The organism is Polyangium jinanense (assembly GCF_028435265.1).
Classification (GTDB): domain Bacteria; phylum Myxococcota_A; class Polyangia; order Polyangiales; family Polyangiaceae; genus Polyangium; species Polyangium jinanense.
Genome location: NZ_JAGTJK010000004.1, coordinates 425,900 through 442,055, shown reverse-complemented (window position 1 = coordinate 442,055; position 16,156 = coordinate 425,900). Strand labels below are relative to the sequence as shown.

The 16,156-nt window shown below is 69.0% G+C and carries 13 protein-coding genes; 9 read left to right on the top strand and 4 right to left on the bottom strand.

The features are described 5' to 3' along the window. Positions 1-19: 19 nt before the first annotated feature. The 4 genes from KEG38_RS12670 to KEG38_RS12655 all read left to right on the top strand — a co-directional run bounded on the left by KEG38_RS12670 (position 20) and on the right by KEG38_RS12655 (position 3,762). Positions 20-1,147, top strand: coding sequence for a hypothetical protein (locus KEG38_RS12670; RefSeq protein WP_272419659.1), 1,128 nt, complete (start codon positions 20-22; stop codon positions 1,145-1,147). A gap of 77 nt (positions 1,148-1,224) precedes the next feature. Then, complete coding sequence (locus KEG38_RS12665; RefSeq protein WP_272419657.1) at positions 1,225-2,088, top strand: ankyrin repeat domain-containing protein; 864 nt, start codon at positions 1,225-1,227, stop codon at positions 2,086-2,088. Between the two features lie 462 nt (positions 2,089-2,550). Beyond that, positions 2,551-3,228 carry a hypothetical protein gene (locus KEG38_RS12660; RefSeq protein ID WP_272419655.1) on the top strand — a complete coding sequence of 226 codons (678 nt, stop codon included), beginning with the start codon at positions 2,551-2,553 and terminating at the stop codon, positions 3,226-3,228. A 183-nt stretch (positions 3,229-3,411) separates the two neighbouring features. After that, the gene (locus KEG38_RS12655) at positions 3,412-3,762 is read left to right on the top strand and encodes a DUF6572 domain-containing protein (RefSeq protein WP_272419654.1); all 351 of its coding nucleotides are present in this window, start codon (positions 3,412-3,414) and stop codon (positions 3,760-3,762) included. Positions 3,763-4,026: 264 nt separating this feature from the next. Here the strand turns inward: KEG38_RS12655 and KEG38_RS12650 are convergent, their stop codons facing one another. After that, a complete protein-coding gene (locus tag KEG38_RS12650; protein WP_272419653.1) occupies positions 4,027-6,690 on the bottom strand; it encodes a hypothetical protein in 2,664 nt (887 codons plus the stop codon). Between the two features lie 104 nt (positions 6,691-6,794). Between KEG38_RS12650 and glyS the strand changes: the two genes are divergently transcribed. The 3 genes from glyS to KEG38_RS12635 are packed head-to-tail and all read left to right on the top strand — an operon-like array spanning position 6,795 to position 10,341. Beyond that, positions 6,795-8,879, top strand: coding sequence for a glycine--tRNA ligase subunit beta (glyS, locus tag KEG38_RS12645; protein ID WP_272419652.1), 2,085 nt, complete (start codon positions 6,795-6,797; stop codon positions 8,877-8,879). 52 nt (positions 8,880-8,931) lie between these two features. Continuing rightward, positions 8,932-10,017 carry a ribosome small subunit-dependent GTPase A gene (gene rsgA / locus KEG38_RS12640; protein ID WP_272419651.1) on the top strand — a complete coding sequence of 362 codons (1,086 nt, stop codon included), beginning with the start codon at positions 8,932-8,934 and terminating at the stop codon, positions 10,015-10,017. 54 nt (positions 10,018-10,071) lie between these two features. After that, positions 10,072-10,341: a hypothetical protein gene (locus KEG38_RS12635; RefSeq protein WP_272419650.1), complete on the top strand. Its 270-nt coding sequence runs from the start codon at positions 10,072-10,074 to the stop codon at positions 10,339-10,341. A 7-nt stretch (positions 10,342-10,348) separates the two neighbouring features. Here the strand turns inward: KEG38_RS12635 and KEG38_RS12630 are convergent, their stop codons facing one another. The 3 genes from KEG38_RS12630 to KEG38_RS12620 are packed head-to-tail and all read right to left on the bottom strand — an operon-like array spanning position 10,349 to position 13,266. After that, positions 10,349-11,233: an alpha/beta fold hydrolase gene (locus KEG38_RS12630; RefSeq protein ID WP_272419649.1), complete on the bottom strand. Its 885-nt coding sequence runs from the start codon at positions 11,231-11,233 to the stop codon at positions 10,349-10,351. Next, positions 11,230-12,090 (bottom strand): 16S rRNA (cytidine(1402)-2'-O)-methyltransferase, encoded by an 861-nt coding sequence (gene rsmI, locus KEG38_RS12625; RefSeq protein ID WP_272419648.1) that lies wholly within the window; start codon positions 12,088-12,090, stop codon positions 11,230-11,232. The genes KEG38_RS12630 and rsmI overlap by 4 nt, the downstream gene beginning before the upstream one ends. Before the next feature lie 3 nt (positions 12,091-12,093). Beyond that, entirely contained in the window at positions 12,094-13,266 is a 1,173-nt protein-coding gene (locus KEG38_RS12620) for an RNA polymerase factor sigma-32 (RefSeq protein ID WP_272419647.1), read from the bottom strand. A 96-nt stretch (positions 13,267-13,362) separates the two neighbouring features. On the opposite strand from KEG38_RS12620, the gene KEG38_RS55495 reads away from it, so the two are divergent. Together KEG38_RS55495 and mutL are read left to right on the top strand one after the other, a co-directional pair. Next, positions 13,363-14,049 carry a hypothetical protein gene (locus KEG38_RS55495; RefSeq protein ID WP_272419646.1) on the top strand — a complete coding sequence of 229 codons (687 nt, stop codon included), beginning with the start codon at positions 13,363-13,365 and terminating at the stop codon, positions 14,047-14,049. Beyond that, on the top strand, positions 14,046-16,076 hold the full coding sequence (gene mutL / locus KEG38_RS12610; RefSeq protein ID WP_272419645.1) for a DNA mismatch repair endonuclease MutL: 2,031 nt from the start codon (positions 14,046-14,048) through the stop codon (positions 16,074-16,076). Before KEG38_RS55495 ends, mutL begins: the two co-directional genes overlap by 4 nt. The last annotated feature ends 80 nt before the right edge of the window (positions 16,077-16,156 follow it).

Here is a 16,156-nt window from a genome sequence, read left to right as displayed (position 1 = left end):
CGCGACGAAGGAGTCTCGCATGAACGATGTTCGAATGGTCGCTGCCTGCCTCACGGCCTTCCTCCTCGCCGGCTGCGGCGCCGATGGCGCAAAGGAGCAAACGCAGGAGGAGGACCTCGCCGAGTTCGAGTCGATGCGCGAAGAGCTCGAGTCGAAACGTGCGGTCTTCATCGAGACGCCGGCGCAGGACTTCCTCGCCACCGGCAATACCCTCTACTGGGTCGAGGTGGGGAGCGGAAACCCGCTCCTCCGCAGCTTCGACGATGGCAAGAAGCAGCGCACCGATTACACGTTCAAGGTCTACCTCACGGGCGCCTCGAATCCGAACCCGGTGGACAACATCAATTTCGCTGCGTCGAGCACCATGGTCGCCTCGATGAACGTGCTCGACGGCGCGAACACCTACGCGGCCGGGACGCCCGAAATGTCGCGCGGAAAGCTCGTGCTGCCCGCCCCGCCCTTCGGCCAGAAATGGTGGGCCTACTCGGTCACGGGCGACGATCTCTACGTCACCGTGATCAACGGCGACACCGGCAAGTTCGTCCTTCAAAAGTGGACGCCCGGTCAGGCGAACCCCACGGACGTGCTCGTGCTCGACGATCTCATCGCGCCCAACGTGATGGGCGAATTCACCAATTTCGCCGTCAACGGCACGACGCTCATGTTCGCAGAGGGTGGCCGCCTCTGGCTCGCGGAGCTCACCGATACCAAGGCGAAATGGGTGCAGAACGACAAGCGCGCCGGCGGCGCGGATTTTTATCCTGGCGGGGCCGTCTACTCGCAGGACCGCGAATTCTTCCGCTACGACAAGGCCACGGATACGCGCGAGAACATCACGGAGAAGATCAAGGCCAGCTACTCGATGAACAAGACGTTCACCGAGGCGCATCATCCGGGCCACGACATGACGTGGTGCAAATTCAAGAACAAGATCGTCTACGAGGGCAACTTCGGGATCTTCGCCTACGACCTCGAAAGCGAGACGGTGACGCCGCTCTTGCTCGACGCGCGCGACAACAGCGTCGTCTACAAGTACCCCGTGGCGGTCGGCACCGGGACGCTCTTCGTCAAAGGGCTGGAGAGCCAGAGCGGAGCGACCGGCGCGGACGGCCCGATGTTCTCGCTCGCGGCGGCGAATCTGCTCTGAGGAACGTCGCATTTCCGCGATCGCCGTTCGCGCGAATGCATCGTTGACGCCCGGAGCCACGGGTGGTTCGGTGACGTATGACGATCACGCCCGCTGGCTCCGCCCAGGCCCTCGCCGCTGCCCTTCGTCATGATGATCCGAGCGCCCTCGGCGCGCTCCTCGACGACCTCCCCGCAGACAGCCCGCCGCTCGTGCCGATGGCCGTGTTGGCGAAGGCCCACCGGTCGCTCGATTTGCTCCTTTCACGGGGCTTTTCGGCCAACGAGACCCGCGTCGATCGTTTGGCTGGGCTCCACCTCGTGAACGACGCGAAAATGGTCCGGACGCTCGTGGCCGCGGGCGGCGACGTGAACCTCGCGTCGCCGAGCGGCACGCCGCTCCACCTCGCCGCGGCGAACGCAAGCCCGCCCGTCATCAAGGCGCTGCTCGACGCCGGGGCCGATCCCAACGCCACCCACGAACGCCACCCCACGATCGTCACCCCGCTCGAGGTCGCCTGCGAGCTCGGCCGCACCATGGCGGTGAAGGCGTTGCTCGCCCGACCCCCCGCGCACGCCACCTGCTTCTTCCTGACGGCCGGATTCGTCACGCGAAAAGGCAAAAAAGCCCTCGCCGTCCTCGACCTCCTCCTCGCTGCATTCGGCGCCGACATCGAGCCGCCCGCCGGCTACGATTTTCTGCTGCACATCGCCTCGAAGGCGGGATGTCTCGACGGAGTCGAGCGCTTGCTCGCGCATGGCGCGACGGTCGATCGCCCGGATCGTGAGGGGCGAACGGCCGCCCTCCTCGCGATTCACACGGCATTCGCTGGACTCTTCCCGCGGCCCGAGCACGTCGAGGTCTTCCGACGCCTCGCGGCCGCGGGAGCGAACCTCGATCAGCGCTTCGGCAATGTCACGCCGCGCCAGCTTGCCCGGCAGCACGGCATCACGCTGCCGTGAGGGGCCCTCATTCTCTCGCGGAGAGCACGTCGAATCCACGCCCGTAAAATGGGCCATATCGAGCCCATTCGTCGCCGACGTGATCGGCCCCGGAGGAGGGCGAGGCCGAAGCGCACCGGGGGAACGCTGCGAACGCGCTCCAGGGGTGTCAAGGCATGCCACGCCGTGCACTTCGGGTGTTCGGACGCTTCTTCTGCATGCGGGGAACGACACGAACGCCCCTCGGTGCACGCCCCTGCACGCCACGGCGTGCACCGAACCCCCTTCGTGCACGTCCCCGCACGCCACGATGGGCGCGAAGGGCCTTCGGTGCACGTCCCTGCACGCTCCGATCGACACGGAGCGCCTTCGGCGTCGACCTCTGCACGCAGGGACGGCGCCCGAACACCCTCTGCGTCCTCCGCGTCGTGCGGTTCGTTAGTAGCCTTGCCATCACAGGTGGAACGGACGTACGCTGCGCCGATGGACAACCCCCGTGAGGACACACCCACTGATCAATACCGCACACGCGGCGCATTCACGCTCTCGGCCATCCGGGCGGACGCCGAGACCCAGGGAATGGAGGCCGCCTTCGCGGTGGTGCAGGTCGAGCTGAAGGCCAGGCACCGCGAGCAAGAGGATCTGGAAGAGGCGGTCGAGGAGCACGAGGCCGTGATCTCCGGCTGCGACCGTATCGTCGATCGGATCGTCCGCTCCTTCGAGCTGCGCCTTCTCGATCTGTGCGACAAGAACCGGGACGACCTGCGATATCGTCGTTATTTCGCCGAAGGTCTACGCTCGGTGACGGAGGCCGACGCGCGCGAGGTCGAGCCCAAGATGGTCCGCGATATCCTCAAGGCCCTCGACGAGGACAAGGGCAAGCCCGGCATGAAGCCGCTCCACGAGGAATACTTCGCCAAGCTGCTCGGCGCCGTGGAGGCGGTCGAATTGGCGGACGCCGCGTGCACGAAGGTCGAGGAGGAGCTCGCGTTCCTGAAGGAAAAGACGATCCCCGAGGTGAAGCGCCGCTGGGTGGAGGAGCGAATCAAGCTGCACGCGGACCTGACGAAGAAATTCCCGAATGATGCGGCGCGAGTGGAGTCGTATTTCCGCCGGTTCGCGAAGCCGCGGAAGAAGAAGGGCGGGCCGGGCGAGGGTTGATGCCCGTGACGAGGAGCCGCGGGGAGCGCTTCGTTCTGTCGCTCGTCGCGGCTCTTTTGCACCCTTCTCCAAGCGCCCGTTGACACCGAATCAGAGGGCAGCACAACCGGAAATCGCGCAGTCGGGCGCAACTGTGGTCGGGAAGGGCAAACCGGGGACAACCAAAGTGGAAGTAAGGCGGCCATGACCATCGAACAAAGCAGAGTCGTGGATTGGCTTGGGATCGAGAAGGGCACAGGTCATGTAAGACTCACCGTCATCGACGATCTCGATTGGGTAGACGAACGGCGACACCTTCTGTTGCTGCAAGAAAAACTGAACACGTCTCTCGCGTTCATCGAGAGTGGGGAGGTGTTCCAGCGCCTCGCCGAGGACGTCGGGCGCGAAGTGGAGCATTCCACACCCATCAAGGTGTACATTCTTGCCAAATTTGCGGTCACACGCGAAGGCGAGGATTTTCTTGACTATGCCAAATCCATGTTCAAGGCCGCGGGGATCGACCTCATCTTCAAGCTGGTTGAGGTCCCGGGCTAGAAGCTTCAAGGAATCCCTGGAGCGTGCCAAGGCGCCGGCGGCGGCGTAGGGTGTACGCGTGGATGTCCTTGCGAGCACTCGATGAAAGCACCGTTCATTCATGTACAAAACCCGGCGCCCGAGGTCGGCCATGACGCGCTCCTTGACCTCGCCGCGTAGCTTGCCGCCGACCCGATCGGCCCCCGAAAAATAGACCCGGACGCGAATATTTGCCCGGAGAACGTAGGCGCCGAAGCTCGCTGGGAATGGGCTCCGGGCCGAATCTCAGGGCACGAGCCGCACGAATCCGAAATCGGTACCCGTTTCAGCGGAAAAACCTCGTCCGCCGAGCACGATCTTCCCGTCCGGCTGGAGGCCAATCCCATACGCCGCGAAATTGCCGGGGCGCCGCGGCACGATCGCCATGCCCGCATCGCCAAAGCCCGTGTCGAGCGCGCCGCTCGGGAGGAGCCGCGCGGCGAACATCTGCGCGTTCGTCCCGACGACCGTCCCGCCGCCAACGAGGATCGACCCGTCCGCGAGCACGACGACCGCCGGCCCCTCGAGCGCCGAGCTGATGACGGGGGCATTCGGGCCCGTCTTCACCGTGACGTACCCGGTGCCGCCGAAGGCCGAATCGAGCGCGCCACTTGGAAGAAGCCGCGCGACGCCGATCTCCTGAGAGTACTGGCGGTATCCGGTCACGACGACCTTCCCATCGGGCGCGACGGCCATCCGGTCGACCCACACGTTCATCCCTGGCGGCGCCGCAATGCCACCCTGGCCGAATGTCGTATCGAGCGCGCCCATCGCGTCGTACCGCAAGAACCTCGGACCGCCGTCAGCCGCGCCTCCGGCAAATCCGCCGACCAGGATCTTGCCGTCCGGAAGCTCGACGATCGCGCGAATCCCGCAATTGTAACCTTCTCCGAAATCGGCCACGACCCGCCCATCGCCGTCGAACGTCGTATCGAGCTGCCCCGCGGGTGTGTACCGGACAAGCCCCAGCTTGCACGTCTGAAAACCGCCCACGCTCCCGCCGACGAGGACGCGGTCCGCGGCGTCGACCGCGACCGTCCAGGCCGTCCAGCCGCTGCCCTGCTCGGCCGTCTCGTTCGCCACCCCGTTCGTCCCGAAGCTCGGATCGACCTGTCCCGTCGGATCGAGTCCAATCACCTGACTCGTCGTCGAAAGGTCCAGGCCCATCACGAAATGGTGCCCATTCGACGCACGGGCGAGGCCTCGCACGATCGACATGTCGTCGAGCAGGAGCCTCCCACCATTGCCGAAGCTCGTATCGAGCTCGCCGTCCGGCATCTGGCGCGAAAGCACCGCGCGGCGCGTGTTCGCTCGGATCATGGTGCCCGCCGCGACGATCTTCCCGTCGGGCTCGAGCACCATCTGCCCCGCGGCCTCCTTCGTCGCGCCCGAGTTCGCTTTCGCGATCCCGTTCGTCCCGAAAGACATGTCCTGCGCCCCGGACGACGACATGCGGCGCGCCGCCACGTCGACGAAATCCTCGGCATAGTTCGGCACGTTCGTCGCGAGCGCGATCGAGCCATCGGGCAGGAGCGCTTGCGCGACGATATCGAAAAAATTCTTGGAAACCCCGCCGTCCCCGAAGGTCGCGTCGAGGACGCCGTTCGCGGAGAAGCGCATCACGGCCCCCGTCGCTTCGTCGTGCCAGCCGCTCGCGACGATCCGGCTCGTCCCATCGACGTCGATCCGCGCGAAGCGGCCATTGGATTTACCTTTGAGCCGAACGAAGCCCGCGTTGCCGAAGCCCGCATCGATCGTGCCACTCGCGGCGAGGCGCGCCATGACGGCCTCGGTTTCGAACAATCCCGGCACCTCGGCGGATCCGGCGACGAGGATCCCGCCATCGTCGGTCGCCGCGAGCGCGAGCGCCGATTCGAACACGGGACCGAGCGGCACGACCTTCTCGCCGCCCGCGCCGAAGCTCGGATCGATCGCGCCGCTCTCCAGGAACCGGACGATCACGGTGTCGCGCGTCGCGTCGCTGCCCGTGAACCCGGCCGCGAGGATCTTGCCGTCCTTTTGCACGGCGATCTGCCGGTAATCGGTCGCCGTGGGGCCGAGCGTCTTCTGGATGCCTCCCATTCCGAACGCCGGATCCGGGCTGCCGTCGGCCCGAAGTCGCAGGAGGTACGGCGTGCCCTGCGGGGATTCGACGCCGTGAACGACGATCTTGCCGTCCGGCGCGAAGGCCACGCTGTTCATCGTCCGCGCCGGGGCGTGGAAGCTCGCGATGCCGCCCGCGCCGAAGGTCGGATCGAGCGCGCCGTCTTGCGTGTACCGAGCGGCGAAGAAGGTCGCGATGCCGAGGTCCGAGAACGCCTTCCCCACGATCACAATGCGCCCGTCCGGTTGCTCCGCGACCGCGTGCGCCTCGCCGCGGATGCCCACGCTCGCGAGCACCTTGCCGCCTACGCCGAAGCTCGTATCGAGCGCGCCGTCGGCGCCGAAGCGCACGAGGAGCGCCTCACCGGCGGTCGTCGAGTTCGGGTCGGAGAACTCGCACGTCGTCCCCGCGAGCAAGATCTTTCCGTCGGCCTGCCGAGCCGCGGCGTAGACCCTGTCGCCGTTTCCGCCGACGAACCCGACCGTCGCGACGCCGTCCTTTCCAAACGTCTCGTCGAGGATCGCCGGCGGCGCCCCGCCGAAGCCGCCCGAGCCCGCGCCGCCGCCCGCCCCGCCGGCACCACTTCCGCCGACACCACCGCTTCCGCCGACACCGCCGCTGCCGCCAACACCGCCGCTTCCGCCGACACCGCCGCTGCCGCCAACACCGCCGCTGCCGCCGCTTCCTGAGGAGGACGACGAGGACGCACCCGCAGCGCCCGGGTCATCCCCGCCGCAATGCATGGAGAGGAGCAACGACGCCACGAGGGCGCCGAGGAGAGGCACAGAGCGTCGGAAGGAAGGCATGGTGCGAGCGTACCCGAGGGCCGGCACGGGGCGGGAGGGGGGACGCGACGGAAGTCGCGCGAGGACTGCCCCAAGCCGTCCGTTTGCGCTACCTTGCGCGCCCCATGTCCCAGACCCGCGACCTCCTGCTCGAAATCGGCTGCGAGGAGCTGCCCGCTTCGTTCGTCGACGCCGCGCTCCGCGCGCTCCCCGATCTCCTGAAGAAACGCCTCTCGGATCTGCGCATCGCGCACGGCGCGATCCGCGCGCTCGGTACGCCGCGCAGGCTTGCCGTGCTCGTCTCCGGCGTCGCCGAGCGCCAGCCCGATCTCGAAGAAGAGGTCACGGGTCCGCCCGTCAAAGCCGCGTTCAAGGACGGCGTGCCCACGAAGGCGGCCGAGGCGTTCGCCTCGAAGATCGGCGGCTCCGTGGCCGACCTGCGCCGCGTCGAGACGCCGAAAGGCGAGTACCTCGTCGGCACGCGCCGCGAAGCCGGCAAGCTCGCCTCCGCGCTCCTGCCCGAGGCGCTCGCCCAGATCGCGACCGCGATCCCCTTCCGCAAATCGATGCGCTGGGGCGCGGGCGATTACGCATTCGGCCGGCCGATCCACTGGATCATCGCGCTCTTCGGCGAGGACGTGCTCGATGTCGAGATCGCCGGCGCCAAGAGCGGCCGCACCACCTACGGCCATCGCTTCCTCGCGCCGGGCGCGATCACCATCACCTCGGCCGCGATGTACGTCGACGCGCTCCGCGCCGCGCACGTGCTCGTCGATCCCGAAGAGCGCGCGCGGGTGATGCGCGAGCGGCTCCTCGAGGCCGCCGCGTCCGCGGGCGGCACGCTCATCGAGGACGACTTCCTCATCGAGGAGAACCTCTCGCTCGTCGAGGAGCCGCACGTGATCGTGGGCGGCTTCGGCAACGAGTTTTTGGAGCTGCCCGAGCGCGTGATCCTCGCGGTCGCCAAGGGCCACCAGCGCTACTTCGGCATGCGCGCTGCCGACGGCAAGCTCCTGCCGAAATACCTCTCGGTCGTGAACACCGCCGAGAACCCCGCGAACATCCGGCGCGGCAACGACAACGTCATGCGGGCGCGCCTCTCGGACGCGCGCTTCTTCTACCGCGAGGACGTCAAGATCCCCCTCGCCGATCGGCGCACGAAGCTCGCCGGCATCGTCTTCCAGAAGCGGCTCGGCACCATGCTCGGCAAGGCCGAGCGCGTCGAGCGGCTCGCGCGGGAGCTCGGGCTTTTGCTCCAGCTTCCCGAGCCGGCGATCATGGCCGCGGCGAGCGGCGCGCATGTCGCCAAGAGTGATCTCGTCTCGCTCATGGTCGGCGAGTTCCCCGAGCTCGAAGGCGAGATGGGGCGCGCGTACGCACTCGCGCAAGGCACGAGCCCCGAGGTCGCCGACGTGATCCGCGAGCACTACCAGCCGAAGGGCGCGCAGGACGCGACGCCGCCCTCGGACGCGGGCGCGCTCGTGTCGATCGCGGATCGGCTCGACACCATCGTCGGCTGCTTCGCCATCGGCCTCACGCCGACGGGCGCGGCCGATCCGTACGGCCTGCGCCGCGCGTGCCTCGGCATCCTGCGCACCGTGCTCGATCGCGGCTTCGACCTGCGCCTCTCGGACGCGTTCCGCGCGGCGTACGACGGCTACGGCGGCGTCTCGCTCGACCTCGGGCCGGGCGAGCTCACGGACAAACTCGGCGACTTCTTCACCGAGCGCCTGCGCGGCCTACTCGAGGCGAAGCTCCCGAGCGACGCGGTAGCGGCTGCGCTGCCCGTCGCGGCTGATCGCCCGCTCGACGCGCGGGCCCGGGCGACGGCGCTCGCGGGCCTCGACGCGGACACCCGCGCGCGGGTAGGGGAAGTCTTCAAGCGCGCCACGAACATCGCGAGCGGCGCGCCTGCGGGCGAGCCGACCCCGCCGCGGGCCGAGGATCATGCGAGCGAGAAGGCCGTGCACGACGGCTACCTCGCGCTTGCGGCGAAGCTCGTCGATCTGCGCCGCGCGGGCGACTACGCCGGCGCGCTGCGCGAGGTCGCGAGCTTCGCGCCGCTGCTTCACCGCTACTTCCTCGACGTGTACGTCATGACGGACGACATCCCCGTCCGCGAGAATCGCCTGCGCCTCATGCGGGCGATCAGCGAGACGTGCGCGACGCTCGCGCGGCTGGAGCTGCTCGGCGAACGGAAAGAAGCCTGACGGAAGGCCGTCCTTTCCTCTGCTATGGTTCGCGGAAGGCGACCGCTCCCGCATGAACCCCGACCTCGTCCGACTCGGATTCACCCCCCATTTCGCCGGCCATTTCGCCGCGCACGCCGCCGAGCATTCGGCCTCGCGGCTGCCTGCCCGCGTCGTCACCGAACACCGGGGCGCCTATCGCGTACACGACGGGACGAACGAGCGCTGGGCCGTGATCGCGGGCCGGCTCCGCCACGAGGCCGAGAGCCCGCTCGACATGCCCGCGGTCGGCGACTGGGTCGTCCTCGACGAGACGCCCGATACCGAAGGGCGCGCCGTCATCCAGGCGATCTTGCAACGCCGCACGGCCTTCGTTCGCCGCGCGGCGGGCCTCGACAAGAAGCCGCAGGTCGTCGCGGCGAACGTCGATCGGGTCTTCCTCGTGAGCTCGCTCAACCGTGATTTCAGCCCGCGCCGGCTCGAGCGTTACCTCGCGCTCGCCCGCGAGAGCGGCGCCGAGCCCGTCATCCTGCTCAGCAAAGCCGACCTCGCCGATCCCGGCCCCGCGATCGAGGCGGCCTCGGCCATTGCGCGTGGCGTGCCCATTCATGCGTCGAGCTCCCAGACGGGCGAGGGCATCGAGATCGTGCGTGACTACCTGCGCGACAACAGGACGGGCATCCTGCTCGGCTCCTCCGGGGTCGGCAAATCCACGCTGATCAACCATTTGCTCGGCGAAACGCGGTTCGCCACCTCGCCCATCCGCGACGACGACGACACGGGCCGCCACACCACGGTGCGGCGCGAGCTCGTGGTGCTGCCGACGGGCGGCATCGTGATCGACACGCCGGGCATGCGCGAGATCGGCCTCTGGGAAGCGAGCGCGGGCCTGGACGAGGCCTTCGACGACGTCGCGATGCTCGCGGCGAGCTGCCGGTTCTCCGATTGCCGGCACGAAAAAGAGCCTGGATGCGCCGTGCAGAAGGCCATCACCGAGGGCGCGCTCTCGGCGGAGCGGCTCGCGAGTTATAAAAATCTTCAAAAAGAGGGCGATCGGATCGAAATGGCCAGCAACCCGCGCGCGCGCTCCGAGGAAATGCGCAAAAACCGCGTGCAGGCGCGCGCATTGCGATCGCATCTCCAGAAGAAGCGCGGCTGAGCCTCATTCACTGCCCCTTGCGCTCGCCCCACGATCGAGGCGACCATACCGCCCATGCACGTTGCCTTCGTGGTGCACATGGTGAAGGGCTCCGACGCCGACACGCTCCTCTCGGAAGAGACCAAGCGCGATACGCAGGCCGTCGTGATGTCGCTCGAGGACGCCGGCAAGATGGGCTTCTCCACATCCGGGATCACGACGAAGCCCGGCCAGGAGGTGAACATCATCGTGGTCGCCCGCCGTGACGCGCAGTGGGTCCGCCGTCAGATCGAGGCCCACGATCACGTCGCGGGTTTCCACGAGGTCGACGTCAACCTCGCCTGAAGCGCTCCTACGCGAGGAACGACGACAAGAGCTCGGTGACACGCGCCGCGCCCTCGATGTGCGGCGTGTGCCCGAGCCCCGGCAACATCACGAGCCGCGCGCGTGGCATCACCGCCGCGGCCCCGATCGCGATCGGCGCGGGCAGCACGGGATCACGCTCGCCCCAGATTAGCAGCGTCTCCGCATCGATCCGTTTCAGATCCAACGAGCGCTCGTACGCAGGACCGACGAGCGGCAAGAGCGCGTCGAACGCCCGCACCGGCGGCGCCTTTCCTCCGAGCACGGCGAAGAGCTCGGCTTCGAGGCGCGCGAGGCGCTCTTCCCACGCATCCCCACGCGCATCCCGCGGCAAACCCAGCGCGACGAGCGTCCGGGCGATCCGCTCCGGCCCGAGCCGAAACAACGCGCGCGACCGCAAGCTCGCCCAGGGACCGAGCCCCATCGAAGCGACGAGCGCGAGCTTCGGCGGCCGCACATGCCCCCCGAGCACGAGCTCCAGCGCGACGAGCCCGCCCAGCGAATGCCCCACGATCGAAGCCTCCGCGAGGCCGAGCTCACGCACGAGCGCGGCGATCGGTTCGACGAAGAAACGCGCCGCCGCGTCGCGATCGTCGCCCTGAAACGGCGGCGACGACGAGTGACCAAACCCCGGCAGATCCACCGCGATCACGCGACGTGTTCGCGCGACCTCCGCGAGCACCGGCGCCCAGATCGTCCCCGCATACCCCCGCCCATGCAGGAACAGCACCGGCGCCCCCTGCCCGCCTTCCAGCGTCCGCAGCGTCACCGGCGGCAGCGCTCTTCGATTGACCTCAAACGAATCGCCGAGCGCCGCGAGGATCTCCGACTCGACCGGCCCCGGCCGCGACACCACCGCGTGGATGTCCGTCACCGCTCGTCCCTCTTCCGCGCGAGCACACGCGTGTAGAGCTCGCGCCGCGGCCGGCCCGACACGAGCGCGAGCTCGTCGGCGATGTCCTTCGGACGCCGCCCGCGCGCGAGGTGCTCGTCGATGAGCCGATCGAGCTCCTCCTCGCCGACGAGCGGACCCTTCGGCGCCTCGCCCGGCCCGATCACGATCGTCACCTCGCCGAGCGTCTCGCGCTCCGCCGCGATACGCGCGAGCTCCGGCAACGTCCCGCGCAGGATCTCCTCGTGCACCTTCGTCAGCTCGCGCGCGACCGCGCCGGATCGGTTCGGCATGCTCGTCGCGAGATCGGCGAGCGTCTCGGCCGTGCGCTCCGGCGACTCGAAGAGCACCACCGACTCGGGCGTCGCGCGCACGAGCTCGAGCGCATCGCGCCGCTCGGGACCTTTCCGCGGCAGAAAGCCGAGGAACCGAAACGCGCCCGTACAAAGCCCCGACGCCGAGAGCGCCGCCATCACCGCGCTCGGCCCCGGGATCGGCACGACACGCACGCCGGCCTCGGCCGCCGCGCGCACGAGGTCCGTGCCCGGATCACTCACGACGGGCGTGCCCGCATCGGTCACGAGCGCGACGTCTTCTCCCGCGAGGAGCCGATCGACCACCCGCGCGACGTCGTGCGCCGACGCATGCGCATCGAGCCTGTCGATCGGCTTTCCCGTGATCCCGAGGTGCGTGAGCAGCCCGCGTGTCCGCCGCGTATCCTCGGCGGCGACGCGCGCCGCATTCCGGAGCGTCTCCGCCGCACGTGGAGACAGATCGCCGAGGTGGCCGATCGGCGTCGCCACCACGTAGAGCACCCCTCGCTCGGGCGCGTCGCTCACGGCCTAGCTCGCGCCGCCGACGGCGTCGCCGAGCTCCTCGCGCAGGTACTCGCGCAGCCTCGTGGTCAGCCGCGCTTCGAGCTGCCGCACGCGCTCGCGCGAGATGCCGAACTCGTCGCCGAGCTCCTGGAGCGTGAGCGGATCCTCGGCCGCCATGCGTTTGTCGAAGATGATGACGTCCTTGCCCTTCAGCGTCTCGCGGAACTTCGCGAGCCGCTCGCGCACCATCTCGTCCATCTCGTGCGACTCGAACGCGGCGTCCGGGCCGGTCGTGTACGAGGGCATGAGATCGATCCGCGACACCGAGCGACCTTCGCTGTCGCCAACGGGCGCATCGAGCGACGCCTCGCCGCTCGACAGCCGCCGATCCATGTCGACGACCTCGCTCTCGTCCACGGAGAGCCGCCGCGCGATCTCGCCGGCCGTGGGCTCGATGCCCATCGCCGAGAGCCGCGCCTTCTCCTTGTTCAGGTTGAAGAAGAGCTTGCGCTGGGCCTGCGTCGTGCCGAGCTTCACGAGCCGCCAGTTGTTCAGGATGAACCGCAGGATGTACGCGCGGATCCACCACGCCGCGTACGAAGAGAGCTTCACGCCGCGATACGGATCGTAGCGCTTCACGGCCTGCATCAGGCCGATGTTGCCCTCCTGGATGAGGTCCATGATGTTCTTGTAGGCGCGGCGATACTCGTACGCGAGCTTCACCACGAGCCGGAGGTTCGCCGTCACCAGGCGCGCGGCCGTCTTCACGTCCTGCGTCTCGGCGTAGTGCCGCGTGAGCTTCTGCTCCTCCTCGGGCGTGAGCAGCGGATGACGCTGCACCTCGCGCAGGTAGGCCTGCAGCGGATCGGTGCGCGAGATCGCGCTGTCGCCGCCGCCCTTCGACGCGCCCTTGCGCTCCACGAGGGGGAGTTTGTCCAGGGATCCCGCGTCCGCGTCCTCGTCGACGACCTCGAAGTCGGCGTCGACCACCTCGCCATCCGCGCCCTCGGGCTCGGCCGCGTGGTCCTCGTCCTCCGCGGCGCCGTCCGCGCCCTCGGCCGGCTCGGCGCTCGTCGCAGACGCCTGCCGCTCGGCTTTCGACGCAGCGGACGCCTCGCCCTGCTTGCCTCGCTTGGTCGCCCCGCCTGCCGAAGCTTTCGTCGTCTTTTTACCCGGCTCGGTCTTCTTGGTGGCCACCCGGTACCTCTTGCGGGCAATTTCTTAGTACACGTGGCCTGCCTCGCGCCACCTGTGGTTCGCCGCCCCGCAGGAACGTGCTAGAGCCCCCCTTGCGTGAGCACTTCCGCGCCGCCTCCGCCCCCGTCCGCGCGCAAGCGCACGCTTCGGCCCTGGTACCTCGTCGCCGCGATGATCCTCGCATGGCTCATCGGCGTGCAGGGCCTCTCCGAGGCGTTCGCGACGCTCGTGTACCTGCGCGAGGGCAACTTGCCCGACGTCGCGACCTTGACCTCGTCCATGAAGGACGCCGCCGAGCCGATCGAGGCGCTCATGGCCCTCCAGGAAGCCGCGCGTTTGCGCACGCTCGGCGAGATGGGCTACCTCGCCTTCCCGCTCTTCGCGGGCCGCTTCTTGCTGTCCGTGCTCCTCGTCATCGCGAGCGGCATGGCCATGAGCGGCAGGCCCGGAGCGCGCGCGCTCGCCATCCAGGCCCTGCTCGCGAACGCCGCGCTCGCGACCTTGACGTTCTGGCTCTTGCGTGACGCGCGGTACGCGTGGGTCGACGCCGTCGTGCGCGTCAGGGACGTCCTGCCGGCGCTGCCCGAGACCACGCCCGCGGATCAACGCGAGGCCTGGCCGCTGCTCCTCGACCGGCGCCTCTGGCTCTGGCTGCCGCGCGTCCGGCTCATCCTGTTCGACGTAGGGGCGCTCGTGCTCGCGACGATCACGCTCACGAGCCCGCGCACGAAGGCCTTCTTCGAAGCGGTCGCGGCCGCCCAAGAGCAGACCGAGGACTCGTGACCGAGCCGCCCGGGCGTGTCCACGTTCTTCCGGACGACCTCGCCAACCAGATCGCCGCCGGCGAGGTCGTCGAGCGTCCCGCGAGCGTGGTGAAGGAGCTCGTCGAGAACGCGCTCGACGCCCGCGCGCGGAGGATCCGCGTCGACATCGAGGGCGGCGGCGTCGTGCTCGTGCGCGTCACCGACGACGGCAGCGGCATGGATCGCAAAGACGCGACGCTCGCCGTGCTCCGCCACGCCACGAGCAAGATCGGATCGATCGACGACCTGCGCCGCATCCAGAGCTTCGGCTTCCGCGGCGAGGCGCTGCCCTCCATCGCCAGCGTCAGCCGCTTCGCGATGCGCACGCGCAAGCACGAGGACGACGAGGGCACGCTCGTCCGCATCGACGGCGGAAGCCCCGCCGACGTCGGCCCGTGCGGGGTCGCGGCGGGCACGAGCATCGAGGTGCGCGACCTCTTCTTCAACGTCCCCGCGCGGCGCAAGTTCCTGCGCGCCGTGAGCACGGAGAGCGCGCACGTCACCGAGGTCGTCGAGTCCGCGGCGCTCTGCCGCCCCGACGTCACGCTCGTGCTCGCGCGTGATGGGCGCGTCGCGCGCGAGTGGCTGCGCACGCAGAGCCGCGAGGAACGCGCGCGCGACGTGTTCGACGACGAGCCCCTCGCGCCATGCCGGGGCGAGCGCGGCCCCATGACCGTCGAGGCTTTCCTCTCGCGACCCGAGCGAGCGCGCGCGGGCGCGACGCGGCTTTTGTTTTTCGTGAACGGCCGTCCCGTCAAGGACCGCACGCTCGCGCGTATGGTCGCGAATGCCTACGGCAGCGTGCTCGAGCCGGGCCGGTATCCCGTCGGTGTCGTCCACCTCGACCTGCCGCCCGATCTCGTCGACGTGAACGTGCACCCGCAGAAGGCCGAGGTCCGCTTCGCCGACGGCCGTGCGATCCAGGACGCGCTTTACAAGATCATCGCGGCGCCCCTGGCCCGCGCTTTCGGTTTGCCCGCGCCCGGCGCCTCGCCGTGGGCGCATTACCACAAGAATCGCGCCGAAGAGCGCAGCCTCCCGCCCGAACCCTCCACGCCCCCGCCCCCGGCGACGGCCTATTTGCCCGGGCTCTTCGGCAAGGGCCCCGCGCCTGCCGCTGATGCCTCGGCCCCGGCTCCCTTCGGTCAGCGAAAACAAAAGCCGATCGACGAGGCCACGCCGCCGCTCACGACGTGGAATGGCTCCGGGGAGCTGCCTCCGCTGGAACATCGGAATGCTCATTCTGGACAAACCATTCCTTCCGAACCGGAGCCGGACCCGTGGGGGCTCGCCGCGGATACGCCTCCGCCGGCGCCACCACAGCCGATTCCGACGACGCCCGCGCCGCCGCCGATCGCCGCCCCACCACGCCCGATGCCGTATCCGACGGCGGAAGAGCGTACGCAGACGGCCGAGCGACCGGGCGCCTTCAGCGGGCTCTCGTTCGTCGCGCAGGTCCGGCGCACGTTCCTCGTTTGCGAGGGGCAAGACGGGCTCTTCGTCCTCGACCAGCACGCGGCGGCCGAGCGCGTCACCTTCGAACGGCTCCGCCGCGCCTACGAGACCCGCGCCGTCGCCTCGCAGCGGCTTTTGATCCCCGAAATGGTCACGGTCACGGCCGAGGAGGCGGCGATCATCGAGGAAGCGCAGGACGCGATCAGCCGCACGGGCCTCGACGTCTCCATGCGGGGCATGCGCGACGCGGCGATCACGGCCGTCCCGCAGATCCTCGCCGCCCGCGCCACGCCCGCCGACCTTCTGCGCGACTTGCTCGCCGAGCTCTCGCGCGTCGGCGAACGCGCGTTCTCCGGCGCGATCGACCTCGCCCTCGCCACGATGGCCTGCCACGGCTCGATCCGGGCCGGCGACGCCGTCTCCAAGGAAGAAGCCGAAGCGCTCTTCCGCGCGCTCGACGAGGTCGATTTCGCCGGCCATTGCCCGCACGGCCGCCCCGTGGTCATGCGGATCCGATGGTCGGAGCTCGAACAGAAGGTCGGGCGGCGCTGACCGGGCGCGCCTGAACGAAGATCGAAGCACTTCCGCGCATTTAGCGGAGGCCCACGTTTTTTCTGTTGTCCCCGGCCGGG